The organism is Actinomadura rupiterrae (genome assembly GCF_024172125.1).
In the GTDB taxonomy this organism is placed as follows: domain Bacteria; phylum Actinomycetota; class Actinomycetes; order Streptosporangiales; family Streptosporangiaceae; genus Spirillospora; species Spirillospora rupiterrae.
In genome coordinates, this window is the sequence record NZ_JAMZEA010000010.1 from 282,809 (window position 1) to 306,467 (window position 23,659).

Annotated in this window: 24 protein-coding genes; 10 read left to right on the plus strand and 14 right to left on the minus strand. The window is 71.5% G+C overall.

What is annotated here, in order from left to right; genetic code table 11:
• The first annotated feature begins 62 nt into the window (after positions 1-62).
• Complete coding sequence (locus tag FHU30_RS33360; protein ID WP_253881389.1) at positions 63-926, plus strand: NAD(P)H-dependent flavin oxidoreductase; 864 nt, start codon at positions 63-65, stop codon at positions 924-926.
• Between the two features lie 6 nt (positions 927-932).
• Here FHU30_RS33360 and FHU30_RS33365 read toward each other — a convergent pair whose 3' ends face one another.
• Positions 933-1,733 (minus strand): SDR family NAD(P)-dependent oxidoreductase, encoded by an 801-nt coding sequence (locus FHU30_RS33365; RefSeq protein ID WP_253881391.1) that lies wholly within the window; start codon positions 1,731-1,733, stop codon positions 933-935.
• A gap of 169 nt (positions 1,734-1,902) precedes the next feature.
• Here FHU30_RS33365 and FHU30_RS33370 point away from each other — a divergent pair, with 169 nt between their 5' ends.
• The gene (locus FHU30_RS33370; protein ID WP_253881392.1) at positions 1,903-2,394 is read left to right on the plus strand and encodes a MarR family winged helix-turn-helix transcriptional regulator; all 492 of its coding nucleotides are present in this window, start codon (positions 1,903-1,905) and stop codon (positions 2,392-2,394) included.
• A 16-nt stretch (positions 2,395-2,410) separates the two neighbouring features.
• On the opposite strand, the gene FHU30_RS33375 is transcribed toward FHU30_RS33370, so the two are convergent.
• Positions 2,411-3,301, minus strand: a complete 891-nt coding sequence (locus FHU30_RS33375; protein ID WP_253881394.1) for a LysR family transcriptional regulator — start codon at positions 3,299-3,301, stop codon at positions 2,411-2,413.
• A 133-nt stretch (positions 3,302-3,434) separates the two neighbouring features.
• Here FHU30_RS33375 and FHU30_RS33380 point away from each other — a divergent pair, with 133 nt between their 5' ends.
• Positions 3,435-3,848, plus strand: a complete 414-nt coding sequence (locus FHU30_RS33380) for a nuclear transport factor 2 family protein (protein WP_253881396.1) — start codon at positions 3,435-3,437, stop codon at positions 3,846-3,848.
• A gap of 122 nt (positions 3,849-3,970) precedes the next feature.
• Complete coding sequence (locus FHU30_RS33385; RefSeq protein WP_253881399.1) at positions 3,971-6,331, plus strand: FdhF/YdeP family oxidoreductase; 2,361 nt, start codon at positions 3,971-3,973, stop codon at positions 6,329-6,331.
• Positions 6,332-6,428: 97 nt separating this feature from the next.
• Here FHU30_RS33385 and FHU30_RS33390 read toward each other — a convergent pair whose 3' ends face one another.
• A complete protein-coding gene (locus FHU30_RS33390; protein ID WP_253881400.1) occupies positions 6,429-6,731 on the minus strand; it encodes a hypothetical protein in 303 nt (100 codons plus the stop codon).
• 161 nt (positions 6,732-6,892) lie between these two features.
• Here FHU30_RS33390 and FHU30_RS33395 point away from each other — a divergent pair, with 161 nt between their 5' ends.
• The gene (locus tag FHU30_RS33395) at positions 6,893-7,924 is read left to right on the plus strand and encodes an RNA polymerase subunit sigma-70 (RefSeq protein WP_253881402.1); all 1,032 of its coding nucleotides are present in this window, start codon (positions 6,893-6,895) and stop codon (positions 7,922-7,924) included.
• A 25-nt stretch (positions 7,925-7,949) separates the two neighbouring features.
• Here FHU30_RS33395 and hemE read toward each other — a convergent pair whose 3' ends face one another.
• On the minus strand, positions 7,950-9,089 hold the full coding sequence (gene hemE, locus FHU30_RS33400; protein ID WP_253881403.1) for a uroporphyrinogen decarboxylase: 1,140 nt from the start codon (positions 9,087-9,089) through the stop codon (positions 7,950-7,952).
• A 130-nt stretch (positions 9,090-9,219) separates the two neighbouring features.
• Positions 9,220-9,648: a MarR family winged helix-turn-helix transcriptional regulator gene (locus tag FHU30_RS33405; protein ID WP_253881405.1), complete on the minus strand. Its 429-nt coding sequence runs from the start codon at positions 9,646-9,648 to the stop codon at positions 9,220-9,222.
• Between the two features lie 128 nt (positions 9,649-9,776).
• Here FHU30_RS33405 and FHU30_RS33410 point away from each other — a divergent pair, with 128 nt between their 5' ends.
• Positions 9,777-10,802 carry an MBL fold metallo-hydrolase gene (locus tag FHU30_RS33410; RefSeq protein ID WP_253881406.1) on the plus strand — a complete coding sequence of 342 codons (1,026 nt, stop codon included), beginning with the start codon at positions 9,777-9,779 and terminating at the stop codon, positions 10,800-10,802.
• Positions 10,803-11,889: 1,087 nt separating this feature from the next.
• Here the strand turns inward: FHU30_RS33410 and FHU30_RS33415 are convergent.
• From FHU30_RS33415 to FHU30_RS33425, 3 genes are all read right to left on the minus strand, one after another.
• Positions 11,890-12,351: a pyridoxamine 5'-phosphate oxidase family protein gene (locus FHU30_RS33415; protein ID WP_253881408.1), complete on the minus strand. Its 462-nt coding sequence runs from the start codon at positions 12,349-12,351 to the stop codon at positions 11,890-11,892.
• Between the two features lie 160 nt (positions 12,352-12,511).
• Positions 12,512-13,702 carry a putative PEP-binding protein gene (locus tag FHU30_RS33420; protein WP_308211450.1) on the minus strand — a complete coding sequence of 397 codons (1,191 nt, stop codon included), beginning with the start codon at positions 13,700-13,702 and terminating at the stop codon, positions 12,512-12,514.
• Positions 13,703-13,814: 112 nt separating this feature from the next.
• Positions 13,815-15,692: an FAD/NAD(P)-binding protein gene (locus FHU30_RS33425; RefSeq protein ID WP_253881412.1), complete on the minus strand. Its 1,878-nt coding sequence runs from the start codon at positions 15,690-15,692 to the stop codon at positions 13,815-13,817.
• A gap of 187 nt (positions 15,693-15,879) precedes the next feature.
• Between FHU30_RS33425 and FHU30_RS33430 the strand changes: the two genes are divergently transcribed.
• Positions 15,880-16,662 (plus strand): hypothetical protein, encoded by a 783-nt coding sequence (locus FHU30_RS33430; RefSeq protein ID WP_253881413.1) that lies wholly within the window; start codon positions 15,880-15,882, stop codon positions 16,660-16,662.
• Between the two features lie 6 nt (positions 16,663-16,668).
• Here FHU30_RS33430 and FHU30_RS33435 read toward each other — a convergent pair whose 3' ends face one another.
• Entirely contained in the window at positions 16,669-17,190 is a 522-nt protein-coding gene (locus FHU30_RS33435) for a hypothetical protein (protein ID WP_253881415.1), read from the minus strand.
• A 351-nt stretch (positions 17,191-17,541) separates the two neighbouring features.
• Between FHU30_RS33435 and FHU30_RS33440 the strand changes: the two genes are divergently transcribed.
• Positions 17,542-18,078 (plus strand): ferritin-like domain-containing protein, encoded by a 537-nt coding sequence (locus FHU30_RS33440; RefSeq protein ID WP_253881417.1) that lies wholly within the window; start codon positions 17,542-17,544, stop codon positions 18,076-18,078.
• Positions 18,079-18,085: 7 nt separating this feature from the next.
• Here the strand turns inward: FHU30_RS33440 and FHU30_RS33445 are convergent, their stop codons facing one another.
• The 4 genes from FHU30_RS33445 to FHU30_RS33460 form a co-directional block, all read right to left on the minus strand.
• Positions 18,086-18,481: a DUF3224 domain-containing protein gene (locus FHU30_RS33445; RefSeq protein WP_253881418.1), complete on the minus strand. Its 396-nt coding sequence runs from the start codon at positions 18,479-18,481 to the stop codon at positions 18,086-18,088.
• A gap of 68 nt (positions 18,482-18,549) precedes the next feature.
• Complete coding sequence (locus FHU30_RS33450) at positions 18,550-18,774, minus strand: hypothetical protein (protein WP_253881420.1); 225 nt, start codon at positions 18,772-18,774, stop codon at positions 18,550-18,552.
• Positions 18,771-18,953, minus strand: coding sequence for a DUF3073 domain-containing protein (locus FHU30_RS33455; protein ID WP_253881422.1), 183 nt, complete (start codon positions 18,951-18,953; stop codon positions 18,771-18,773). Before FHU30_RS33455 ends, FHU30_RS33450 begins: the two co-directional genes overlap by 4 nt.
• Positions 18,954-19,130: 177 nt before the next feature.
• Entirely contained in the window at positions 19,131-19,289 is a 159-nt protein-coding gene (locus FHU30_RS33460) for a hypothetical protein (protein WP_253881424.1), read from the minus strand.
• Between the two features lie 107 nt (positions 19,290-19,396).
• On the opposite strand from FHU30_RS33460, the gene FHU30_RS33465 reads away from it, so the two are divergent.
• Positions 19,397-21,382 carry a WD40 repeat domain-containing serine/threonine protein kinase gene (locus FHU30_RS33465; protein ID WP_253881426.1) on the plus strand — a complete coding sequence of 662 codons (1,986 nt, stop codon included), beginning with the start codon at positions 19,397-19,399 and terminating at the stop codon, positions 21,380-21,382.
• A 195-nt stretch (positions 21,383-21,577) separates the two neighbouring features.
• Entirely contained in the window at positions 21,578-22,567 is a 990-nt protein-coding gene (locus FHU30_RS33470) for an alpha/beta fold hydrolase (RefSeq protein ID WP_253881428.1), read from the plus strand.
• Positions 22,568-22,607: 40 nt separating this feature from the next.
• Here the strand turns inward: FHU30_RS33470 and FHU30_RS33475 are convergent, their stop codons facing one another.
• A complete protein-coding gene (locus tag FHU30_RS33475) occupies positions 22,608-23,585 on the minus strand; it encodes a hypothetical protein (RefSeq protein ID WP_253881430.1) in 978 nt (325 codons plus the stop codon).
• Positions 23,586-23,659: the final 74 nt, after the last annotated feature.

The following is a 23,659-nucleotide window of genomic DNA, read 5'->3' on the forward strand; positions in this document are numbered from 1 at the left end:
GCCGGGACCTGTTTCGGGACGGCCGGGTGCGGTCAGACCTTCAGAGGGGATCCGGGCGGAGCATGGTGGTGGCGTCCGCCGTCATCCACCGGATCCGCGAGGCGGTCGGGGACGCGCCGTTCAACCTCAACCTGATCAACCACTTCGACAACACCGAGCAGGTCGGCGTGTGCGTCGAGGAGCGGGTGCCCATCGTCTCGTTCCACTGGGGGCACCCGCCGTCCGACCAGGTCGGGCGGCTGCGCGAGGCGGGCGTGTCGGTCTGGGAGCAGGTCGGCTCGGCCGCGGCGGCCCGGGCCGCCGTCGAGGACGGCGCGGAGGTCGTGGTCGTCCAGGGCTGGGAGGCGGGCGGGCACAACTACGGCGGGCTGCCCACGATGGTCGGCGTCCCGGCCGTGGTGGACGCGGTAGGGGACCGGGTGCCGGTCCTGGCCGCCGGAGGGATCACCGACGGACGCCAGGTGGCCGCCGCGCTGTGCCTCGGCGCGGACGGCGTGTGGGTCGGGACCCGCCTGGTCGCCTCGGCCGAGGCGCAGGTGCATCCCGAGCACCACCGCCGGCTGGTCGCTGCGCGCGGCGAGGACACCGTCCTGACCTCGATCTTCGGCCCGGAACGGCCGGACTTCAACCCGATGCGCGTCCAGCGCGACCGCGTCGTCGCCGAGTGGCACGACCGCCTGGACGAGGTGCCGGCCGATCGCGAGACGCTCGACCGGATCGGCACCACGGTCCTCGGCGGCGAGCACATGGTCCTGCGCAAGTTCGACTCGCTCCCGCCGACACCCGCCACCGAGGGCGACTGGGAGGAGATGCCGTGGCTGATGGGCCAGGGCGTGGACCTCATCCAGGACGTCCGGCCTGCGGGCGAGATCGTCAGGGGCATGATGGACCAGGCCGAACGCACCCTGACCCGCCGGCGGGCGTGAGACGGCTCAGGCCATGGTGAGGCCGCCGTCGAGGGCGAGGACGGCGCCGGTCATCTGGCCGGTGAGGTCGCTGGCCAGGGCGAGGACGGTGTCCGCGACGTCCCGGGTGGTGGAGACGCGGCCGAGCGGCGTCATCGCGGCGATCCTGTCGAGGACCGCCGGGCGGTGGGCGCCGGCGTTGGCGTCGGTCGGGACCATCCCCGGCGCGACCACGTTCACGCGGATGCCGTCCGCGCCGAGCTCGGCCGCGAGGTACCGGGCGAGCGCGTCCTGGGCGGCCTTGGCCACGCCGATCTCGGCGAGCTGGGCCATGACGTGGCTCTGCCGCGTCAGCGACGCGCCGATCAGCACGATGCTGCCGCCTCCGCGCCGGCGCATCCCGGGCACCACCTGGCGGCACGCGGCGAGCGTGGCGGTGAGTTGCTGGTCCACGCGCCGGCGGACGGCGTCGCCCGAGTCGAGCAGGGAGCCGTCGAGCCGGTTCATCCCGGTCGTGTCGCCGACGGCGTTGCACACCAGCACGTCGATGTCGCCCAGTTCGGCGGTGGCCGCGGTGACCAGTGCGGCGACACCGGCATCGTCGGTGGCGTCGCCGCGCAGGGCGACCGCGCGCGAGCCCGACGCGGTCACGTCGGCGACCACGGCCTCGGCGGCGGCCTGGTTGCTGTGGTAGTTCACCGCGACCGCCGCGCCGTGCCGTCCCAGCGTGCGGGCGATCTCGGCGCCGATGCCGCGGCTTCCGCCGGTGACCAGCGCGGCGCGGCCGGACAGCAGGGCGGTGCCGGGCCGGGGAGAGGTCACTGCCATCTCAGGGTTCTCCAGGAGCTCTATCGAGGACGGGCCGGTGCACCCTTCGAGCGCGCCACGGCGCCACGGAACGCACCGGTTCGGTGATGGCCCCACACTATGCACATCTTCCGTGATTGTCATTAGTAATGACAATCACGGAACGGGCCGAACCGGCTAGGCTGGGGCGGTGGACCTCGACGACCGCAGCGTGTTCCTGCTCTCCCAGCTCGGACGGCACATCGCCGACCGGTTCGCCGGCGACCTCGCCCCCCTGGGCCTGAATCCGGCGCATTTCGGCGTGCTCGTCCACCTGCGGCAGGTCGGACGCGACGGTCAGCGGCTCAGCCAGCAGCAGCTGGCCGACCGGCTGCGCGTCCACCGCAACGCGATGGTCGGCCTGGTGGACGATCTGGAGTCCCGCGGCTTGGTCCGGCGCGAGCGCCACCCCGACGACCGGCGCGCGCACGCGGTCGAGCTCACCGAACGCGGCCACGACGTCCTCACCCAGGCCGAAAGTGTCGCCGACACGCTGGAGGACGCCGTGCTGGCTCCGCTGACCGACGCCGAGCACGCCCAGCTGGCCGCGCTGCTCCGGCGCCTCACCGCGCACGCCGAGCTGCCCCCGGGCGTCCACCCCGGCCTGCACCGCCGCCAGCGCCGCTCCAGCACGTCCCCCTAGTCTCCCGCGCGACGGGCTAGGAGGCGCTGGCGGCGCAGGCGTCGAGCAGCGCCGTCAGCTGCGGCGAGGGCGGGTCGGGGCGGACGGCCAGATAAGTCTGGAGCGACGGCGTCGGATCGGCCAGAGGACGGAACACCACGCGGGGCGCCGTTTGGATCGCCGCCTGGGACGCGTAGTAGACCGTCCAGCTCGGAGGGCCGGTGGCGATCGCGGCGAGGGTGTCCTGGTCGGTGGTGAACGGCGGGCCCGGCCGCGGCTCGAACCCGGCGGTGCGGCAGGCTTCGACGAGCGTGTCGACCAGGTGGGGATTGTCCGCGCGCGGGACGATGCGCAGCGGCAGTTCGGCCAGGTCGCGCAGGCTGATGCGCTGCTGCGCGGCGAGCGGGTGGCGGACGGGCAGGGCGGCGACCAGGTCATCGTTCCAGACGGGCAGCAGCTCCAGGCCGGGGGAGCGGTCGGCGCCCCGGATGAACGCGGCGTCGAGATGGCGGTCCCGGACCTGGTTCAGGCGGGCGGCCGGCGGCGCGCTGACCAGCTCGACGGCCACCTCCGGCGCTCGTTCGGCCAGCGCGGTCAGGACCGCGTCCAGCCGGACGCCCAGCCCGACGTTCGTGCCGAGCCGCAGCGCCGATCGCCGTTCGCCGCGCAGGGCCGCCATCGCCTCGACCGCGGCCGCCTCGGCGTCCAGCATGGCGCGGGCGTGCGGGAGGAAGGCGTGCCCGGCGGCGGTCAGCGTCACGGCCCGGGTCGTCCGGTCGAACAGGGTCACGCCGAGCTCGCGTTCGAGCCGGCGGACCTGCTGGCTGACCGTCGGCTGGACGATCCGGAGCCGTTCGGCGGCGCGTCCGAAATGCAGCTCCTCAGCGACGGCCAGGAAGTAGCGCACCTGCCGCAGCTCCACCGCCACCGCCCCCGATTCATCACGATTGGTGATGAGTATAGGAGCGGAGTGCTCCTTGGTCGCCGGCGTCTTGCGCGGTGAACTTGTCCCGTGCCGACACGGAGCCGGCATCCGCACAGACCGCAAGGGAGACGGCATCATGACCACCGAGACGCCCAGGGAGCTCGTCCTCCGCTACTTCGCCGCCCTCGCCGACGGAGACCAGGAGGCGATCAAGGACTGCTGGGCCGAGGACGGGTCCGCCTGGTACGGCGGCGACCTGCCGATCTCGGGCACCTGGCAAGGGCGCGAGCAGGTGATCGACGGGTTCCTGGCGACCGCCTTCGCCCACCTCGACCCGGCCGAGGAGATCGGCCTGAAGGTGACCAACGTCTTCGGCGAGGGCGAGCAGGTCCTGGTCGAGTGGGACTCCTGGGCCACCGGTCGCCGGACGGGCCGCCCCTACGACCAGCACAACATCGGGGTCTTCATCGTCCGCGGCGGAAAGATCGCGGCGATGCGCGAGTACGCCGACACCCAGCACTGGGAGCGCGCTCTCGTCAGCCCGGCCTGAGCGCCCGCCCGCGAACGGATTGGTGGTTTCTTTTCGTGCCGGGGGAGGGGGTGTGGGGCTGGAGCGGGTAGGCATCCAGGAATCGCCGGTTGGGGCGGGAATGGACGGAGGACGGGACCTTCGTGGCAACGGACGAGCAGGAACAGCGGCACGAGAACGACACCGGAATCCGGCAGCGGGAAACGGACGCGGAAACGCGGCCGCTTCCGCCGGTCGGCGCGCCGCCGAAAGGGCGGCCGACCTCGGAGCCGTACACGCATCCGGCTGCGGGCTGGGGCGCGGCGATGGCGGTCTCGAAGGTGCTGTTCACCGAGCGCGAGGTGCTGCGCGGCGCTCGCGAGATGTTCAAGATGAACCACGAGGACGGCGGGTTCGACTGCCCCGGCTGCGCCTGGCCCGACACCAAGGACCTCACCCTGGACCTGTGCGAGAACGGCATCAAGCACACCGCGTGGGAGATGACCGGAAAGCGCGTCACCCGCGACTTCTTCGCCCGGCACACCGTCAGCGAGCTTTCGGAATGGCCGGACTACGCCCTGGAAGACCAGGGCCGCCTGACCGAGCCGATGGTCTATGACCGCGCCACCGACCGCTACGTGCCGATCTCCTGGGACGACGCGTTCCAGAAATTCGGCGAGGCCATTCGCGCCATGGAGCATCCCGACCAGTCGGTGTTCTACACCTCGGGGCGATTGGGCAACGAGGCGTCGTTCCTCCTCCAGCTGATGAGCCGCGAGATCGGTACCAACAATCAGCCGGACTGCGCGAACATGTGCACCGAGGCGGGGTCGCGGGCGCTGCACGCGTCGCTCGGCACGGGCAAGGGCACCGTCGACCTGAAGGACTGGGAGAGCGCGGACGCGGTGTTCGTGCTGGGCATCAACGCCGCGTCCAACGCGCCGCGCATGCTGACGACGCTGGCGCAACTGCACCGGGGCGGGAAGCAGATCGTCCACATCAACCCGCTGGTCGAGGCGGGCGCGACGCGGACGATCATCCCGCACGACTTCGTCGCGATGGGCACCTTCCACGCCACCGGGACCAGCACGCTCAACATCCAGCCGCGCGCGGCCGGCGACATGGCCCTGATGCGCGGCATCGCCAAGGCCACGCTGGAACGGGCCGCGACCGACGAGCACGCGATCGACCGGCAGTTCCTGGAGCGCTACACCACCGGGTTCGAGGAGTACCGCGCGGTGGTCGAGCAGACCTCGTGGGACGAGATCGTCCGGCAGTCCGGCGTCGGCAGGCCGGCCATCCTGAAGGCGGCCGGGATCTACCGCGACGCCGACCGGACGATCATCACCTGGGGGCTGGGCGTCAACCAGCACGAGCACGCCGTCGACACGATCCGCGAGATCGTCAACGTGCTGCTGCTGCGCGGCAACATCGGCCGCGAGGGCGCCGGGCCCGCGCCGAACCGCGGCCACAGCAACGTCCAGGGCAACCGCACCTGCGGCATCGACAACGCCCCGACGCCGGAGTTCCTGGACCGGCTCGCCGAGGTCTGCGGCATCGACCCGCCGCGCGAGCCCGGCCTGGACACGGTCGGGACGATCGAGGCGATGCACCGCGGCGATATCCGGGTGTTCCTCAGCATGGGCGGCAACTTCGCGCGCTCGGCGCCCGACCCCCGCTACACCCACGCCGGGCTGCGCAAGGTCGGCCTGACCGTCCAGGTCAGCACCAAGCTGAACCGCAGCCACCTCGTCCACGGCCGGGACGCGCTGATCCTGCCCTGCCTCGGCCGGACCGAGACCGATATGCAGAAGAACGGCAAGCAGCGCATCTCGGTCGAGGACGGCATGTCGATGGTGCACCTGTCGCAGGGCAACCGGCCACCGGCGTCGCCGCAGCTGCGCTCCGAGCCGGCGATCATCGCGGGGCTGGCCCGCGCCGCGCTGCCGGAGTCCACCACGCCCTGGCAGTGGTACACCGAGGACTACGACCGGATCCGCGACACCATGGCCAAGGCCCTGGTCGGCTTCGAGGACTTCAACCGGCGCGTCCGCCTGCCGATGGGGTTCCGCCTCAAGCAGCCCGCGCGCGAGCTGGTCTTCCTCACGCCGTCCGGACGCGCCGAGTTCTCCCGCGCGGCGCTGCCCGACGTCGTCCCGGCGGACGGGCGGCTCGTGCTGGGCGCGATGCGTTCGCACGACCAGTGGAACACCACGATCTACAGCGACAACGACCGCTACCGCGGCATCTCCAACCTGCGGACGCTGGTGTTCATGAACCCCGGCGACATGGCCGCCCGCGGCCTGGACCAGTTCGCGCCGACGGCCATCACCGCGTTCGCCAAGGACGGCACCGAGCGGACGCTGCGGGGCTTCCTCGCGGTCGCGCACGACATGCCCGCCGGGGTCGCCGCGGGCTACATGCCCGAGCTCAACGAGCTGATCGGCATCAGCGACCGCAGCGCCCAGAGCGCCCAGCCGCTCATGAAGCAGCTCAGCGTGACCATCGAGCGCCTGCCCGGCTGACACCGGAACCGAGGCGGCGGAGCGACATCCCGGGACGGCTTCGCCCCGGGATGTCGCTGAGTCCGGCTACACGGATTCGTGGATCGGTCGCGTCGCGTCAGTCACGGCCCGGGACCTGCATCACCGGGCCGACCTCGACACCGCCGCCGACGCGCATCGCCGGGCAGTCCTTGGCCAGCGCGAGCGCCGCGTCCAGGTCCGCGGCGGAGACCACCGAGTAGGCGATCATCCGCGAGCCGCTGCCGCCGACCTCGCCGACCGAGGCGTACTCGGTCACCGCGTTGCCGATGTCCACCAGGGACGAGCCCAGGCCGCCGAACCAGGCCTGCCACTCGGCGGTCGTCCCGGCGTCGGGCGCGTAGTCGGCGGGGACGCGGAAGGAGAAGACGTACTGGGTCATGGTGTGGTCCCGTCTGTGTCCGGGGCGCGTCCCGGCCGGGAGCGCCTCCAAACGGGTAGACGCCGCCGTCCGCGCGGATTGGGCGCTGCGAAACCGCCCAATCCGCGCGTCCTCCGGCGTCTACATCGTCGGACGAGCCGAACGACGAAGGGCGAGGATGCATGCCGACGGCGAAGGACACGACGGACCTGGTCGCCCGGGCCCGGGCGGGCGACCAGGACGCGTTCGGCGACCTGGTCCAGGCCCACTCCCGCGAGCTGCAGGTGCACTGCTACCGCATCCTGGGATCGATGCAGGACGCCGAGGACGCACTCCAGGAGACGCTCGTGTCCGCGTGGCGTAACCTCGGCGACTTCGGCCTGCGGTCCTCGCTCCGGACCTGGCTGTACCAGATCGCCACGAACCGGTGCCTGAGCATGCTGCGCGCCGACGGACGCCGCCCGCGTACTGTCGCCGCCCCGCCGCCCGACGCCGTCCTGCCCGAGCCCAATGGCGTCGGCGATGCGCCGCCCTGGCTGGAGCCCTACCCGGACGTTCTGCTCGACCACCTCGTCGACCAGCGTCCCGGACCGGAGGCCCGCTACGAGACCACCGAGGCCATCTCCCTGGCCTTCATCACCGCGCTGCAGCTCCTGCCGCCGCGGCAGCGCGCCGTCCTGGTGCTGCGGGACGTCCTGGGCTACCGCGCCACCGAGGTCGCGCGGATGCTCGACGCCACCCAGGAATCGGTGCAAAGCGCCCTCAAGCGCGCCCGCGCCACCGTCGACAAGCACCTCGCCGACTCCGGCGGGAACCGCGCATGCCGGCCCGACAACGCCGCCGAGCAACGGCTCGTCGCCCGGCTCACCGATGCTTTGGAGCGCGCCGACCTGGACGCCCTGATCGACCTGCTCGTCAGCGACGTGCGGATCTCCATGCCCCCGGCGATGCTGGAGTACCGCGGCGTCGAGTCGGCGCAGCGCTTCTTCGCCGCCGCCACGTTCCGTCCGGGCCGCGCCTACCGCGTGGTCCCCACCCGCGCGAACGGGCAGCCCGCCGTGGGCGTCTACCTGGCGGACCCCCATGCCGAGGTCTACCGCGCCTACGCCCTGCTGGTCGTCACCCCCGACGGCGACCGCATCGCCGCCCTCACCGGCTTCACCAGCAATGTCATGGCGCGCTTCGGCCTGCCCCGAACCCTCCCGGAAGGCTGAGACGGCCGCTGAGCGTTCCCTTCGGCTACGCCGACCGGCCGGACGGCTCGGGCGACGTCCACCCGCGCACCTGCTCGACCAGGGCGGCGACGTGCTCGGGCGGCGTCGTCTTGACGATGCCGTGGCCGAGGTTGAACACGAACGGGCCGCCGCTCAGCGCGCGCAGGATGCGTTCCGTCTCGGCGTGGAGGGCGGGGCCGCCGGCGACCAACAGTTGCGGGTCGAGGTTGCCCTGCACGCAGCGTCCCAGCTCACCCTGGAGTTTCCGCGCGGCCCATTCGACGGGGACGGTGGCGTCCAGGCCGATGCAGGCGGCGCCGGTGACCTCGGCGAAACCGTCGTACCCGAGCCCGGCGCCCCGCGGGAACGCGATGACTGGGACATCGGGGTACTGCGCCTTCAGCGCCGCGACGATGGCGGCGACCGGCCGGACGCACCAGCGCTCGAACAGCGGCCCGGGAAGGACCCCGGCCCAGGTGTCGAACAGCTGGACGGCCTCGGCGCCCGCCTCGATCTGGCGGCCGAGGAACTGGATGATCGCCGTCGTGAGCAGGTCGATCAGCGGCTGGAACCCGTCCGGGTCGCTCAGCGCCCACTGCTTGACGACCGCGTGCTCGGTGGCGCCTCCGCCGCGTCCTTCGACCATGTAGGTGGCGATCGTCCAGGGCGCGCCGGCGTAGCCGACCAGTGCCGTCTCGTCCGGCAGGGCGCGGGCCAACTGCCGGACGGTCTCGTAGATCGGGGCCAGCTCCTCGTGCAGGCGCGAGACGCTCAGGAACTCGGCGATGTCGGCGGACGACCGGACCGGCGGCGCCAGCACCGGCCCCTCACCGGGCAGGTAGTCCAGGGTCTGGCCGAGCGCGGCGGCGACCTGCGGGAGGTCGGCGAAGACGATGGCGGCGTCGAGCGGGAAGCGGCGGATCGGCTGCAGGGTCACCTCGACGGCGTGCTCGGGCGTCGTGCACAGCCCGACCATGCCCCCGGCGGCCTCGCGGACGCGGTGGTACTCGGGCAGGTACCGTCCCGCCTGCCGCATCAGCCAGACCGGCGGCCGCTCGGTCCGCTCTCCCGCGAGCGCGCGCAGGAGCAGCTTCTCCGGCCTTTTCGGCTGGACACCGCCCGGTACCGGCTGCGGAGTGACGTCGTCCCGGGTCCCGATGTCCACGCTGTTCCGTCCTGGTGAAGGGCCCCGGATGCCGGGACGCACGAAGATTCCAGCCCCCGCTGAGGGGGCGTTTGCGATCGTAGCGGCGCTCTGCCGAGACGCCCCGCCGGGTCACCCCGAGCGAGTCGGGCTACCGCCGGGGGACGGTCCTGACCAGCAGGTCTTGCAGGGTGCGCTGCTGCTCCAGGCTGAGTCCGGCGAGGGGCGACTCCTGCGCGAGGAGTTCGAGGAGCCGGTCGCGGAGGGCGCCGCCCTCGGCGGTGAGGAAAAGGTGCTTGGCGCGCCGGTCGGTGGGGTGCGCGCGGCGCTCGACCAGGCCCTGCTTCTCCAGCTTGTCGATGACGAAGGTGGCGTTGGACGGCTCGCAGCTCATGCGCTCGGCGAGCTCACGCATCGTCATCGGCCCGGTCATCTCCCGCAGCGCGGTCGCCTGCGCCGCGGTGAGCCCGAGCGCCACGGCCCGCTGCCGCACGTGGTCGGCGATCTGGTGGGCCAGGCCGGTCACCAGCCCGCACAGTTCCCGCTCGGCGATGGCCTGCGCGTCCGGCTGCGTCGTCATGGGCCCATCGTAGCAAGTCCATCAAGTCAGAATAACTGCAACTTGAATAATTCTAACTTGATGCTTATGGTCGTCCCACCGCCGCCCGCCAGGCCCGGCGGCGGCCCGACGATCGAGGAGTGGGATCCATGGTGAACGTGACGGCCGACCTGGACGAACGGCTGCGGCGCCCGGGACGGACCGGCTCGGTGCGGCTGGGCGGGACGACGGTGACCTTCGTCCCGGACGGGGCGATCCAGGGCCGTCCGGGCGCCTGGCTCCCGGACAGCACCGACGCCTTCTGGACGGCCCATCCGGAGTACCTGGACGAGTCCGGCCACCTGGTGGCGAGCGTCGGCGGCCTCCTGGTGGAGCACGGTGACCGCGCGCTGCTGATCGACGCGGGATTCGGCCCGCACTCGGTTGCGGCCGACCCGGAAACGCCGAACGGCGCCATGCGCGGAGGCGCGCTGCTCGACAACCTCGCCAAGCTCGGCCGCAGGCCGGAGCAGATCGAGGCGGTTGCCTTCAGCCACCTGCACCTCGACCACCTTGGCTGGGTACCCCAGACCTCCCCGGACACCGGCCTTCCCGTCTTCGCCCGGGCCGAGTACCTGGTGGCCGAACCGGAATGGGCGCAGCGTGCGGCGCTGGAGGCCGCGGGCACGCCCAAGGAGGCCCTCGCCGCGCTGGCCCGGCGCGTCCGGACGGTGTCCGACGGGCAGGAGATCTTCCCCGGCGTGCAGGTCCGGATCACCTCCGGGCACACCGCGGGACACGCCGAGTTCGTCATCACCGGCGGCGGGACCCGCCTGATCGCGTTCGGCGACTCGATGCACTCGCCCGTCCAGGCGGACCACCCGGAATGGTCCTGCGTCTACGACCACGACCCCGCCCGCGCCGCCGACCACCGCCGCCGTCTTCGCCAGCGCGGCGGCCATGGCCACCGGAGCCGCTCTGGCCCGCTCCCTAGCGGACCGGTCCTGAAGGAGCGCAGTTGCGGCACCACAGCGCAACTGCGCTCCCGGACACACGTCAGGCCGGGACGATGTAGAGGTGGCTCATCGCCGAGCGGTGCGTCCTGGCCGACTTGCGGAAGTCAGGCAGGCCGACGGCGGTGCCCTGGACCGCGCTGGTCTGGCCGCGCACCCAGTCGACCCGCACGTAGGCGTTGAAGACCGGGGCGCAGCCCGCGGCCTTGGACACCTTGAAGTGCGGCGTGTACAGCGGGACCACGTAGTGGTGCACCCAGTACGGGACCGTCTTGGTGACGCTCTTGGCGGCGCTGGTCCGGCAGGGCTTGGTACCGGCCTTGTTCCACTGGTTCACGATCAGGGTGAACTTGGCGGTGGTCGAGCCGTTCTTGTCGCAGTGCTTGTCGTTGCGCTCGCACACCTGGAAGTCCACGTCGCCGAACAGGTTGAGCTCGCGGACGCTGGACGGCGCGGCGGTCTTCCCCAGCGCGGGCTGCCGCAGCGTCCGGTGCCTGGCGTCCACGGGCAGGTCGCCGTAGGGCATCTCGGAGGCCATCGGCTGGCCGTTGGCGCCGTTGATGACCGACCTGCTCGCGAACTTCAGCGACCCGCCCACGATCTGGACCGCCGAGGTCTTGGGATAGATCGAGGCGACCCGCGCGTACGTGGTGCACGTGGCGGTCGTGGCCTTACCGGGGTGCACCAGGAACTTGGTGACGATCCAGGCGTCCTCCCACTGCGGGTTCTGCCCCGTCCCCGCGTACAGGTTCTGGCCCATCACCATGTTCTTGCCGCCGCCCGGCCACGTGCAGCGAACCTCGTTGTCCACGAGCGTCCGCACGGTGGCCTTGTTCGCCCGCAACGCCGACACCACATAGCCGGTCTGCTTGGCCGACATCGCCAGCCGCACCGACCCGAGCGCCACGACGTTGTGGTCGATGCCCTTCCCCGGCGGCGGAGGCGGCGGCCCGGTCACCCGCTGCGCCTTGAACGTCGCCGACGTCCCCAAGGCAGCCACCGAATCCGACGACGGCGAAGCGTTGGACGAGGCCGAAGTGGACAGCGCCACCGCCGTCACCCCGGCCAGCACCGTACAAGCCCCCGCCCCGCCCGCCACGAGCGTCACGCGTTTCATGAGTGCCCACACCCTTCGTTGTGAAGGCGCGAGCCTAACCACAACCAACCCCCGCCGACCCCCCGTTTCCTCACCTCCCTGTTGTCAGATTGTTCACGACCCCACAGCCAGCACCTCGACCAGGTGACGGGGCTGCGGGCCGAGCGGCGGTGCTCAGAGGTCCGGCGGGCGCCAGGGGCCCTGGCGGACGATCGAGACGCCGCCGAGGTGCAGGGGCAGGCGGCGGCCGGTGATCTCGCGCGGCACGATCCGGACGAACGAGGCGTGCGGCAGGTCCAGCCAGGACGCCGGGGAGCGCTCGGTCAGGCGCGCGGCTTCGGCCGCGTCGGTGACGATCTCGGCGGGTCCGTGGACCAGGACGCTCCAGCCGGTGCGCAGGGCGGGTTCGGCGTCGTCCGCCTCGAAGGAGAGCTCGCCGTGGCCGCGCGCCGCGTCCAGCTTGTCGCCGGGGGACGAGCGGAACACGACGGTTTCGCCGTCCAGGAAGAAGTTCACCGGCAGCACCAGCGCGCGGCCGTCGCCGGTGGCCCAGGCGACGCGTCCGACCACGACGGTCTCCAGCAGGCGCATGCAGGCGGATCGGCCGAGGATGTCAGGGGAGCCCGAACCGTTCATAGGGCACGTCCTTCTCTCGCAGAATCGGGCCCCGACCCGCCGGACGGCTCGACGCCCAAGGGCGCCTCCATAACACCCGTCCGCCCCGAGCCACCGAAGGGCCGAAGGGCGCAACCCGCAAGGACCTTCGTCCGAGATCCCGGAACTGCGCCCCGGCGCGTCAGGCGGCTGTGCGGGGGACGAGGTGGTGGAGTTCGGCGGTGCACATCATGAGGGCGCGCGCCGGCAGGTGGCGCAGGTAGTGGTCCAGGTCGGCGCCGAGGGAGAACACGTGCACCGGGACTCCGGCGGCGTCGCCGGCCTCGATCGCCTGGCGCAGCGCGGCCAGCACCGCCGGATGCCGGGTCTGGTAGGCGGCGGAGACCAGGTGGTTGCCCCGGTCGGCGGCGAGGTAGAACTGCGTCAGGTCCTTGGTGCCGATGAACAGCTCGCCCGCCCCGGCGGCGCAGAACCCGGCGGACGAATGGACGGCGGCGGGCGTCTCGACGAACACGCCGAGCGCGGTCCCGGCAGAAAGGCCCAGGTGCCGCCGGAGCCGCCGGAACTCGTCCGGGTCGTTGATGAACGGGACGGCGAAGTCCACCCGGTCCGCGTCCGCGCCGAGCTGCTCGCGGACGCGCCGGCGCAGCGCCCGGAAGGCGTCCGGGTAGCGCGGTTCGTGCAGCAGCCAGCGCGCGCCGTGGCGGCCGAGCTCGGGGTTGGGCTCGGCGTCCAGGCGCACGCCGGTCGTGATCCTGACGGCGTCGTCGGAGCGCAGGTCGAGCAGGCGCATCACCAGGCGCTGGCCGGGACGGAGCTCCGCCGCCATCGCGCACAGCTCCGCGGCCACCGCGGCGCCGTAGCGCTCGGCCTCGGCGGCGTCCGCGCGGAGCGCGTCGATCGGGCTGAGCCCGGCGGCGAAGCAGAGGAACTCCTCGCGGATGAAGAACGAGTCCGCCTGCCGGACGCGTGGCGTGAGGGCGTTCGTCGAGCGGACGTCGGCCGCGTCGGCGATCACCACGCAGATCGACTCGACGGCGCCGAGGGCGGCGGCCGGGGCATCAGGCCGTCCTGCGCCGGAATCCACTGCACCGAGGACGACCGATTCGCGGTCGAGGAGAACGGTGACCTCGCCGACGAGCGCGTCCAGTTCGGACGGATCGACCCGGAGGACGGGGATTCCGCGCGACCGGCAGAGCGATTGCATATGGCCCGTCCGGCCGCCTTTCGCGCAGATCACCGCGGAACTGGAAACGATGGCGTCGTACCGTTCGGGACCGAGCGTTTCAGCCACCAGGACGGCGCCGTCGCCCGGTTTCCCGGTGCGATTGCAGGTGCCCCGAACGGCGCGCCGATGCGAACCGACGAGCACGACCCCCGGAATCTCGCGAGCGTTCAAAGGCGTCCTCTCTCCCCATCCCGGTCGGGCGGACCATGATTAGAGAGTGACGTCGGTGAAGGCGGTTGCGCACCTTCTCGAATGCCTATCGCGTTTCCGGCGTCCCATCGAGACCGAGCTGCGCGCGCAGGTCCCGGGGCGTCACCGACAGGTCATTGAGGCGCGCCAGCGCGGCCTTGTTGACGGCGTAACGCAGCGCGCGGACGCTCATCGCGGGCTCGTCATCGGGGGCCAGGACGCGCCGGAGCTCCTGGAGCCGCTCCTCCAGCCGGGCCGCGAGAGCCTCGCGGTCGCGCCGCCGTCGAGCGGCCATCCGGTGCACATCGGCACCAACCGCGCGGTCGAACGCCTCGCGCACCCGCGAGCCCTTCGCGTCCACTGCGTCCACTGCGTCCACCGCGTCCATCGAGCCGGACGGCTCGTCGAAGCAGGACTCCAGCCGGTGCAGCACGGTCGCGGCGACACCCACCGAATGGTTCTTGATCGCGGCGAGGTTGAACGCGAACGCGCCGATCCGGCCGTACCGCACGATCTCGTCCCCCTCGCGGGGGCCGCCGACCACCGAGACCGGTTCGCGGCGCGAGCCGTCCGGGCCGAGCAGGACGCCGCGCTCGTCCACCTCCACGCCGCGTCCGGTGCGCCGGTGCGGCACGGCGGTCCCGCCGCGTACCAGCCCGGCCCACAGCGGCGAGCCGACGCGTTCGTAGTCGGTCTCCCGGCCGAAGTTGGAGATCACCAAGTCCGCCTCGATCGTCCGCGCGGTCCCGGAGGCGGTGGCCACCGTCAGGCGCAGCGTGCCGGACGAAGCGGGGACGATCTCCTCGACCTTCCCGGTGGTGAGGACGACCTGCCCGCCGTCGTCCAGCGCCGGGCCGACGACCTCGGTGATGTAGGGGACGGCCCCCACCCGCAGCGTGGCGAGCAGGCTGCCGTACCCGTCCAGCAGGGCGCGGAGGTCGGTGGACGGGACGCGCGCCAGGAAGGCGGGCAGGTGCGCCTCCCAGGACTTGGCGACGTGCTCGGCCACCACCGCGGGCGCGACGTCGGGATGCGTGCGGGCGACACCGGCGCACACCCGCTCCCACTCGGCCATGAGGCGCCGGACCAGCGCGTCCACGCCTTCGTAGCCGTCCGCGTGCAGTTGCGGCTCGGCCAGCGTGAGGACGCGGTGCCGGTGGTTCGCCGGATACGTGCGCAGCGTCAGGCCCGAGCGGGAGATCATGTGGATCGTCCCGGTATGGCCGTGCCGCAGGAGTAGCGAGGCCGAGTCGTAGGCGCTCAGCAGCGTCCCGACGATGGCGACCTCGGCGTCCTTCCGCAGCGTGAGGATCTGCTCGACGCCCTCCGCCGAGTACGGCCGCCGGACGAACGCGGGGTGGTCGCGCACACCCGCCGCGAACGGAAGGTCCCGTTCCTCCAGACCTGTCGCCAGGACGACGTGGTCGGCCCGAATCGTCGTCCGCCCGTACTCGTCCCCACCGCTGCCCGGCCCGACGGCGTCGAGGACGACATCCACGCATTCATCCCCGACTGCCAAATCGACCACTTCGCCGTCGACCTCGTCCAGCGTCACCCCGGACGCCGCCTCGCGCGCGGCCTCGGCCAACCGGACGGCGAGGTAGTCGGCGTAGAGGCGGCGCGGCGCCGGTCCGGATTCGGTGAAGGCGACGCCGCTCCACTCCGGGGGCCAGCCGGTCCGGTCGGCGTGGTGGTTGGCCCAGTCAACGAAGTCGTCCACGTCCTCCCGGAACATCGACATCCGGCCCGCCTGGATGTTGAAGACGTGGTGCCAGTGGTTGCCCGCCCGGTGGTAGGCCACCCCGGCGCTGCGGTACTCGGGCCGCCGCTCGACGACCGTGACCTGCAGCGGCTCGCGGGCGAACTGTAATAACCGGACGGCGGTGGCGGTGCCGGCGAGGCCCGCCCCGACGATGACCACCCTGCGTGCTCCAGCGAAGCCCATGCTGCCCCCGTCCGCGCCCGACGGTCCGCGGCAGGTTCACCGCCGCCTGAACGTACCCCGGAACCCCACCCGGCTCAATGCACCCGAAGCCCCTGAAATCGCAGTGGACGGCTCGGTGCCCGCTTGCGTTCTCCCGTGATGCCGTACTGTGCCAAGGCCGGGGGATTGTGGTGATCGGAGGTCCGCTGTGACGGCTCGGGGGTCGAGGCTCACTGTGTGCGGCGCGGTCGGGGCGGCGGACTGGGTGGTCGCCGGGGTCGGGCCGTTCGGGTCCGGGGTCGGCGGGCTCGTGCCGCACGGGTTCGAGGCGTACGCGCGGATCCTGCACCCCGCTTATGCGGCCGACCGGAGTCCGGTGACGTGGGCGCAGGTGGCCGCGTGGTCGGGCGGCGTGGTGCATCCGCGGGTGCAGTTCCAGGCGCTGGCCGGGCCCGTCCCGCGCGAGGGCGCCGCCGGACGGCCGTGGGTGGAGGAGCCCGACCCGGGGACGCTGGCTCCGCCGCTGCTGGCCGCGCTGTGCGACATCCTCGTCCGGCACACCACGGCGGCCGGGCGCTGCTGGTTCTGCGTTGCGGACGGGCACGAACCCGCCGACACGGAATCGTCCGCCACGTTCACAGCGGAGGAGCCGGAGCCGCTCGCGCCGGAGATGGCCGAGGAGCCCGAGGCGCTCGCGCCGGAAATGGCCGAGGGCCCCCGAGTGGAGTTGCCCGAACGGACATACCTCCTGCTCGAAGGCCCTCTGGACGCTGCCGGCGACCTCGCGACGCCGCTGCTCCCGCAGTCACCCAACCTGTTCTGGCCCGATGACCGGGCGTGGTGCGTGACGACGGAAACTGATCTGGACTCCACCTACCTCGGGGGGACCGCGGCGCTCATCGCCGAGATCATGGCCGATGAGCGCCTGGAGGCCGTCCCTGTGCAGGTGACCGACCCGGTGTGGGCCGACAGCGACGAGATCAACCGCTGACCCTGCTCAGCAGTGGATCGAGACCGTCGCGGTGCGCTTGCCGACGGTGGCGACGCTCGGCGAGTAGCCGGCCGGCGCGTACAGCGTGGCGACCGCCTCGCCGTGGTACCTGCCGGTCCGGCAGACGAGCGCGGCGTTGCCCTTGGCGGTGCGCGCCCCGGTGCTGCCGAACGCCTTGATCTTGCTTCCGCGGTTGCTGAACAGGCCCACCTTGCCGCGGATCATCCGGAGCGGCTGGGTGCACGTCACGCCGGTGCGGACGTTGATGGTGCCGTGCACGTGCCCGGACTTGTGCGGGATGCCGCCGTGGTCGCCGATGAACCGGATCTCGCAGTGGATGACCCGCGTCCCGCGCGCCAGCGAGCGGGTGGAGAAGTCGACGTTGGCCTTGCCCAGGACCGTGGACCCTGCGGGCGTCGCCGCCTCCGCCGTCGCCATGTTGCCGGCGACCCCCACGACGGCCACGGCCCCGACCACGGCCAGCGTCCGCTTCAGACCTGCCACGGAGCCCCGGTGCTGCTGTCCCATCTGCTGCCTCCATGCGGTTGTCGAACCAAGATCCCCAACGGGGACGAGCGACTTTCGCAGCAGCCGGGAATTGCTGTCAAGAAAACGCGCCGACCCGCAAGTGGCCATGATCGGCCGTTTCCGCGCCAATAACCCCCACCAGCCCCAATCGAACAAATAACAAACCTGTGGCCAATCTCCCAAACCCCCACCTTGACAGCCCGAGCGGGACGAGTGCCGCCGAAAGGAACAGAGGCGGCAGCGGCGCGGGCCGGCGCGGACGCGGGCGCCGGAACTCGTGCGCGGAACGGAGGTGATCATGTGGGGGCGCTGGGTAGTGGAGCGGTATATCCGCTGATCAGAGGAGCGAGCATGTCCGAAAGCGACTTCAGCATCGACGTCGCGGTGATCCGCGAGCGGGCCCGCGCCAAGATGGAGGACGGGCCGGTCACACCCACCTACGGCGGCGACGTCCAGAGGGTCATCGAGATCCTGAACGACGTCCTCGCGACCGAGCTGGTGTGCTGGATGCGCTACTCCCAGAACGCCATCGCCTGCACCGGGATCGACCGCGCCCAGGTCGCCGCGGAATTCCACGAGCATGCCAAAGAGGAACGCGACCACGCCATGCGCGCCGCCGAACGCATCAGCCAGCTCGGCGGCGATCCCGATTTCAACCCCGAAACGCTCGCCCGGCGCTCGCACACCACGTACGCGACGTTCGACGACAACGACCTCAAGAAGATGCTCAAGGAGAACCTCTTCGCCGAGCGGATCGTCATCCAGTCCTACCAGGACATCATCCGCTGGCTCGGCGCCGCCGACCCCACCACCCGCCGGATCATGGAGGACATCCTCGCCGAGGAGGAGGACCACGCCGACGACCTCACCGACCTCCTCGGCGTCTGAAGGATCCTCACAAGGTGTAGATCAGGGTGAGCACCTGGAACCGGCGTTCCATCGCACGGCCTGAGATCCCGGCGAGCTCTCCGGTTCCGGAGTTGGGGACGATGTGACCGTCGCTGCTCTGGACGTCCCCGTCGGCAAGCCCGTGGTGCTGGATGACGAACGTGCCGTGGCGGCCGTCGAGCGTGCCTTCGATGCGTTCGGAGGCCACGTAGCCGCCGCCCGCCGCGCCCTGTGCCGTGAGCACCTCGGTGACGCCCGTGCCGTCGATCGCTCCCTGGTAGCGCTTCCGGATCGTGACCCGGGTCAGCTTCGGGCCGTCGACGGGCTCCTCGTACACCTTCTCCTCGAACTCGACGATCTTGAACTCGGCTTCAATCGTGCGTTCCACCTGCGCGTCGGTCATGCCGATCAAGGGTAGTCCGCTCCCGGCCGGCCCTCACGCCGCGGTCGAGCCCCGGCGGGTGGCGGTCATCATGCCCCCGGCTCGGTCCCGGGCCGGTCGTCGGAGGGGTCGGGCTCGTCCACGGGGACGTCGGGCCCGACGTCGATGCCGTTGATGAAGGCCAGCCGCCGCAGCTCCTCGACGTGGAAGGTGTGGGTCAGCACGCCGTGATCGTCGGAGGAGTCGCGGGCGGCCTGCAACGCGCGGTACTCCTCGGCCAGCCGTTTGCGAAGGAAGTCCCGGAACGCAGTCACGTGTCCGCTCCTGGCGGGACGTGCCGGTCGTCCGGACCGTGGTCGGGATCGGCGGCGCGGGCGGCGGCGTGGCCGAGGCCCAGTTCCCGCCGCAGCCGGTCGAGGTCGGTGCCGCCGCTCTCGTACTTCAGCCGCCGTGCGACCTTCGTCTGCTTGGCCTTGGCGCGACCGCGTCCCACTGAGTCCACCTCCCGGTCGGCCAGGTCGGCGGGCCGCCCTCGCCGGCACCGCCGCTCACCTGACTCCGCTATGAGTTGCGAGTATAGGCAATTAATGATTTCCGCAAGTCATCGACCGGCCGCTGAACGCCCCCGCGGGGCGCGGACGAGCGGGAGATCATCTGCTGGATGGGCGGGTCAGGCGTCGAGGAGGGCGATGCGGATGTCCTTCACGCCGCCGCTGCGGCCGATCGGCTTGATCATCTTCTCCTCGGTGCCGTTGAGCGAGTAGTCGACGGTGTAGGAGTAAGGGCCGTCGGCCTTGGATCCGGTGATCTTGATGCAGTAACGCCACATTCCGCCAACTGGAACGGCTGTGACCGCGCCGATCCCGCGCAAGGCTTCATCCTCGACCCCGGGCCCTGAGAGGATCCCTCCGGGCACTGGCAGATAGCGGTGTCTGTATGGAGGACGCGGTGGACATCGGCACGGTGCTCGGCGGCAAGTACCGCCTGGAACGGCGGCTCGGGCGCGGCGGGATGGGCGAGGTGTGGGCCGGGACGGACGAGGCGCTCGGCCGCCCGGTCGCGGTGAAGATCGTCCTCGCCGGACCGGGCCCGGACCCGGGTCTCCAGGCGCGGCTGCGCCTTGAGGCGCGCACGGCGGCGGTGCTGCAGCATCCCGGCATCACCGTCGTGCACGACGTCGGCGAGCACGACGGGTCGCCGTACTTCGTCATGGAGCTGCTGGACGGACGCGACCTCGCGGCCGTGCTCGCGGAACAGCCCGGCGGCCTGCCCCTCGACCTCGCCGTGGACCTGGTCGCGCAGGTGGCGGACGCGCTGGCGTACGCGCACGAGAACAAGATCGTCCACCGGGACGTCAAGCCGGCGAACATCATGCGGCTCACCCGCGGCGGCGTGAAGCTCTGCGATTTCGGCATCGCCCTCTACACCGAGGCCAGCACCCGGATCACCGTCACCGGCGGCGTGCTGGGCACCCCGGCGTACCTTGCGCCCGAGCTGTGGGAAGGCGAGCCCGCCGGCAGCGGAAGCGACCTCTACGCCCTCGGCGCGACGCTCCACGCGCTGCTCGCAGGCGGTCCGCCCTTCCCCGGTCCGACACCGGCCGCGCTCGTCCGCCAGCACCTGGCCGCCGAACCTCCCCGGCTGCGGACCCTGCGTCCCGAGACACCCGCCGAACTGGACGACCTGGTGTGGCGGCTGCTCGCCAAGTCTCCCGCGGACCGTCCCGAATCAGCCGCCCAGGTGGCCGACCACCTCCAAGCACTCCGCACACGCCTAGCGTCACCCGCCGCCCAACCCGTTCCGCAGCGCGGGCCCTTCGCCAGTACGCCCCCACAACGAGGGCACGTCAGCGTCGCGTCCAAAGCGGAAGCTCCGCGGGCCGCCACCCCAGCGGCACCGGCCCGCCCGTTCGGGACGCGGCTCGCTCAAATCGACACCGGGCACACGGCGCGGATCAGCTCGCTCGTCTTCGGCGAACTCCACGACCGTCCGATCGCGGTCAGCGTCGCCCTCGACCACACGGCCCGCGTCTGGGACCTCACCGACCTCCGCCAGGTCGGGCGCCCGCTCCCCACCGGCCGCTACGGCGAGTGGTGGACGAAGGACTGGGTCGTCGCGCCCCTCGCGCTCGACACGTCCGGGCCCCGGACGGTCGCTGTCATCGTCAACGGCGGTTCGCTGGACGTGTGGGACCTCGCCTCCGGCACCCCCGTGGGCCAGATCAGTACAGGTCACACCAAACCCGTCACCGCCGTCGCGCTGAGCCGGCTCCCCGACGGCCGCCCGATCGCGGTCACCACCAGCCGCGACACGACCGTCCGGCTGTTCGACCTGATGACCGGCGGCCCGCTCGGCCCGCCGCTCGCGGGACACCGGCGGCCGGTGCGGGACGTCGCCGCCGGCGACCTCAACGGCCTCCCCGTCGCCGTCACCGCGGGCGACGACTGGACGGTCCGGATCTGGGACCTGGTCGCCCAGCGGCAGGTGAGCGAGCCCCTCACCCCGCCCGGCCGTGCCAGGATCCTCGCCCCGGCCGACCCGCCGCGGGTCGCGCTCCACCGGGTCCAAGACAGGACGGTCGCGCTCGCCGCGTTCGACAACGCCCTGCACACCTGGGACCTGTTCACCCGCCATCCGATCGGCGACCCGATCGACATCCGCGCGGAAGGCCTGCTCGCGACCGGACGGTCGGGCGGCCGCCCGGTCGCCTTCACCGTCCGGGGCGGCCAGGTGCTCACCTTCGACCTGACGACCCTGCAGCGGACGGGCCGCCCGTTCAAGGGCCACATGGCCGTCGTCTCCGCGCTCGCCTCCGGCGAGATCGCCGGCCATCCCGTCGCCATGACCGCCGCCCCCGACCACACCCTGTCCCTCTGGAGCACCGCCGCCGAAACCCCCACGCTCCCAGCCCAGAACTCCTAGCCCCAACGACGAGACCCCAGAACATCGCGGCGGTCAACCAGGCGGATCCTCGGCCACAATCTGCGCTGCCCGTTGGCCTCGCGCGGCCGGGACGGTCAGCGATCGGTGCGCGGTCGGTCAGCGACCTGGGAGAGGGTTCCGGACGTCGCGATCGAAGGGAAATGTCATGATCAAAACGTCGCCGGGAGGTCCGGCATGAACGTCCTGACGCGCCGCCGGCGCAACGCCTTGGCCGGGATGCTCGTCGGAGCCGGGCTGCTGGCCGCCACGCTCAACGGAGTCCTGGCCGCCCCCGCCGGACGGGCCGCCGCGGCCGATCGTCCACACACCGCGCCGGGTCCGCTGCCGGGGTTCCGCGATGGCTATGTGAGCAACCATGGGATCCGGATTCACTACGTGGTCGGTGGGAGCGGTCCGGCGCTGGTGCTCCTGCATGGCTGGCCAGAGACCTGGTACGCCTGGTCGGGTGTGATGCCGTCGCTGGCACATCACCGGACGGTCATCGCGATCGACCTGCGCGGCTTGGGCGACTCGGCACCGGCGCGTTCCGACGCGCACGCGTACGAGGCGTTGACGCTGGCCACTGACGTGCACGCCGTCGTCCGCCACCTGGGCTTCACCAGCGCGCAGGTCGCCGGACACGACTGGGGCGGGAACGTCGCGATCGCGTACGCGGCCGAGTACCGGTCCGAGGTGAGCCGGCTCGCCGTCATGGAGGCGCCCCCGACCGCCGACTACCTCAAGCTCGTCCAGCAGCAGCCCGGACACCTCTGGTGGGACTGGTTCATCAACGGGCCGCAGTCCGGCGTCGCGGAACGGCTCGTCAACGGCGACCCGCGGGTCTTCTACTCCTCGATCTACAAGGGGGCGCTCGCGCCCGCGGCCGTCAACCGCTACCTCGCGTCGTACGGACGGCCCGCAACCACGCATGCCGGTTTCGAGTACTTCCGGCAGCAGGACGAGGGCGAACCCAAGGTCGACCAGCTCATCGCCGAGCACGGCAAGCTGGCCGTCCCGGTGCTCGGCGTCGGCGGCCAGCGCAGCATGGGAACCCTGGTCGGCCAGGACATGGCGCACGTGGCGACCAACACGTCCACGGCCGTCATTCCCAATGCCGACCACTGGATCCTGGACGAGCAGGGCGCCACCGTCCTGACTCTGCTGAGCACCTTCTTCAACGCCTGACGCAGCCAACGACCTCCACTGCTCAATGGAGGAATACGGCTCAGGCGAGGATGCGGAAGATGCCTATGTCATCGGCGACGGCGCCGGACGGCATGGTCTGGTTCAGTGAGGCTTCTACTCCTACCCAGCCATGGAATGTCCCGCTGTCGTCGATGACCTGGATCATGGGTTTCACGTGCGAGTTGCCCGTGTAGCAGATTTCGTTGCGTCCGTCGGCGAGTTCGGTGTGCCAGTGCCAGAGGGTGTCGCGCCGGTGTCCGGGGACGGTGTTGGCCGGGGATATGTAGTAGGCGGTGTGGATGGATTCGTCGGTCGTGTTGGTTCGGGAGCCCAGGCAGCGCGGGTCTGCGCAGGGGTTCCAGTGGGTTGTCCAAAAGGGCGAGCCGTCGCCCTGGTCGATGTATCCCTGGTAGCCGAGCGTGGTGTCGTAGGACGTCTTCCAGAGGTAGTAGCGGTGGATCATCCGGGCCCAGTCCGCCGCTGCGATGGTGGTGGCGGGTACTCGGGTGCTCCAAGCCGCATTGCTGCCGTTTCCGAAGCCGTGGCTGGCGCCGAAGTTGCTGCCGGCCAGTTCGGCGTTGGCGAGTTTCCCTTTCGCCATTGTGGTGAGCTTCCAGTTCTCGCGGAGCCCATCGGACCAGGCGATGCGGAGGTGTGAACCGGTCACTTTGTAAGTGCCGGTAGCGAATGCGCGAGCGTCCGTCGATTGCCAGCCTCCGGCAGTCAACACATCGCAGTCGCGGGGTGTGCAGTTCTGGGCGAGCACGCCGGTGTCGGCTCGTGTGACGGGCGTGCGCTGCGACCATTGCCAGTACACCTCGGAGACGGTCCCGTCCGGCGCGAAGGTGTCCTGTCCCAGGCGCACCCAGTTCGTTGTCGAACCGGCGTTGAGCCCTCCGAGGGCGATGGCGTAGTTCGCCTTGCCTAGCGGCAGTGCGGCCGCACGCGCCGCCGTTGCCAGGAGCGTCAACGGTGCGAGCACAGCGATGAGCAGCAAGGTGTGAACGATCAGTCGCACTGGGTCATGCTGCCATCCGTGTCGATCGAGCAAGCGAACAGGGGGCGGAGAAGCCGATCGATGGGTGCCCAAAC

Coding starts and splice junctions, on each gene's coding strand:
- FHU30_RS33360 (WP_253881389.1), top strand. CDS start 63: ATGGTGGTGGCGTCCGCCGTCATCCACCGGATCCGCGAGGCGGTCGGG.
- FHU30_RS33365 (WP_253881391.1), bottom strand. CDS start 1,733: ATGGCAGTGACCTCTCCCCGGCCCGGCACCGCCCTGCTGTCCGGCCGC.
- FHU30_RS33380 (WP_253881396.1), top strand. CDS start 3,435: ATGACCACCGAGACGCCCAGGGAGCTCGTCCTCCGCTACTTCGCCGCC.
- FHU30_RS33390 (WP_253881400.1), bottom strand. CDS start 6,731: ATGACCCAGTACGTCTTCTCCTTCCGCGTCCCCGCCGACTACGCGCCC.
- FHU30_RS33395 (WP_253881402.1), top strand. CDS start 6,893: ATGCCGACGGCGAAGGACACGACGGACCTGGTCGCCCGGGCCCGGGCG.
- FHU30_RS33405 (WP_253881405.1), bottom strand. CDS start 9,648: ATGACGACGCAGCCGGACGCGCAGGCCATCGCCGAGCGGGAACTGTGC.
- FHU30_RS33410 (WP_253881406.1), top strand. CDS start 9,777: ATGGTGAACGTGACGGCCGACCTGGACGAACGGCTGCGGCGCCCGGGA.
- FHU30_RS33415 (WP_253881408.1), bottom strand. CDS start 12,351: ATGAACGGTTCGGGCTCCCCTGACATCCTCGGCCGATCCGCCTGCATG.
- FHU30_RS33425 (WP_253881412.1), bottom strand. CDS start 15,692: ATGGGCTTCGCTGGAGCACGCAGGGTGGTCATCGTCGGGGCGGGCCTC.
- FHU30_RS33435 (WP_253881415.1), bottom strand. CDS start 17,190: ATGGGACAGCAGCACCGGGGCTCCGTGGCAGGTCTGAAGCGGACGCTG.
- FHU30_RS33440 (WP_253881417.1), top strand. CDS start 17,542: ATGTCCGAAAGCGACTTCAGCATCGACGTCGCGGTGATCCGCGAGCGG.
- FHU30_RS33445 (WP_253881418.1), bottom strand. CDS start 18,481: ATGACCGACGCGCAGGTGGAACGCACGATTGAAGCCGAGTTCAAGATC.
- FHU30_RS33460 (WP_253881424.1), bottom strand. CDS start 19,289: ATGTGGCGTTACTGCATCAAGATCACCGGATCCAAGGCCGACGGCCCT.
- FHU30_RS33465 (WP_253881426.1), top strand. CDS start 19,397: ATGGAGGACGCGGTGGACATCGGCACGGTGCTCGGCGGCAAGTACCGC.
- FHU30_RS33470 (WP_253881428.1), top strand. CDS start 21,578: ATGAACGTCCTGACGCGCCGCCGGCGCAACGCCTTGGCCGGGATGCTC.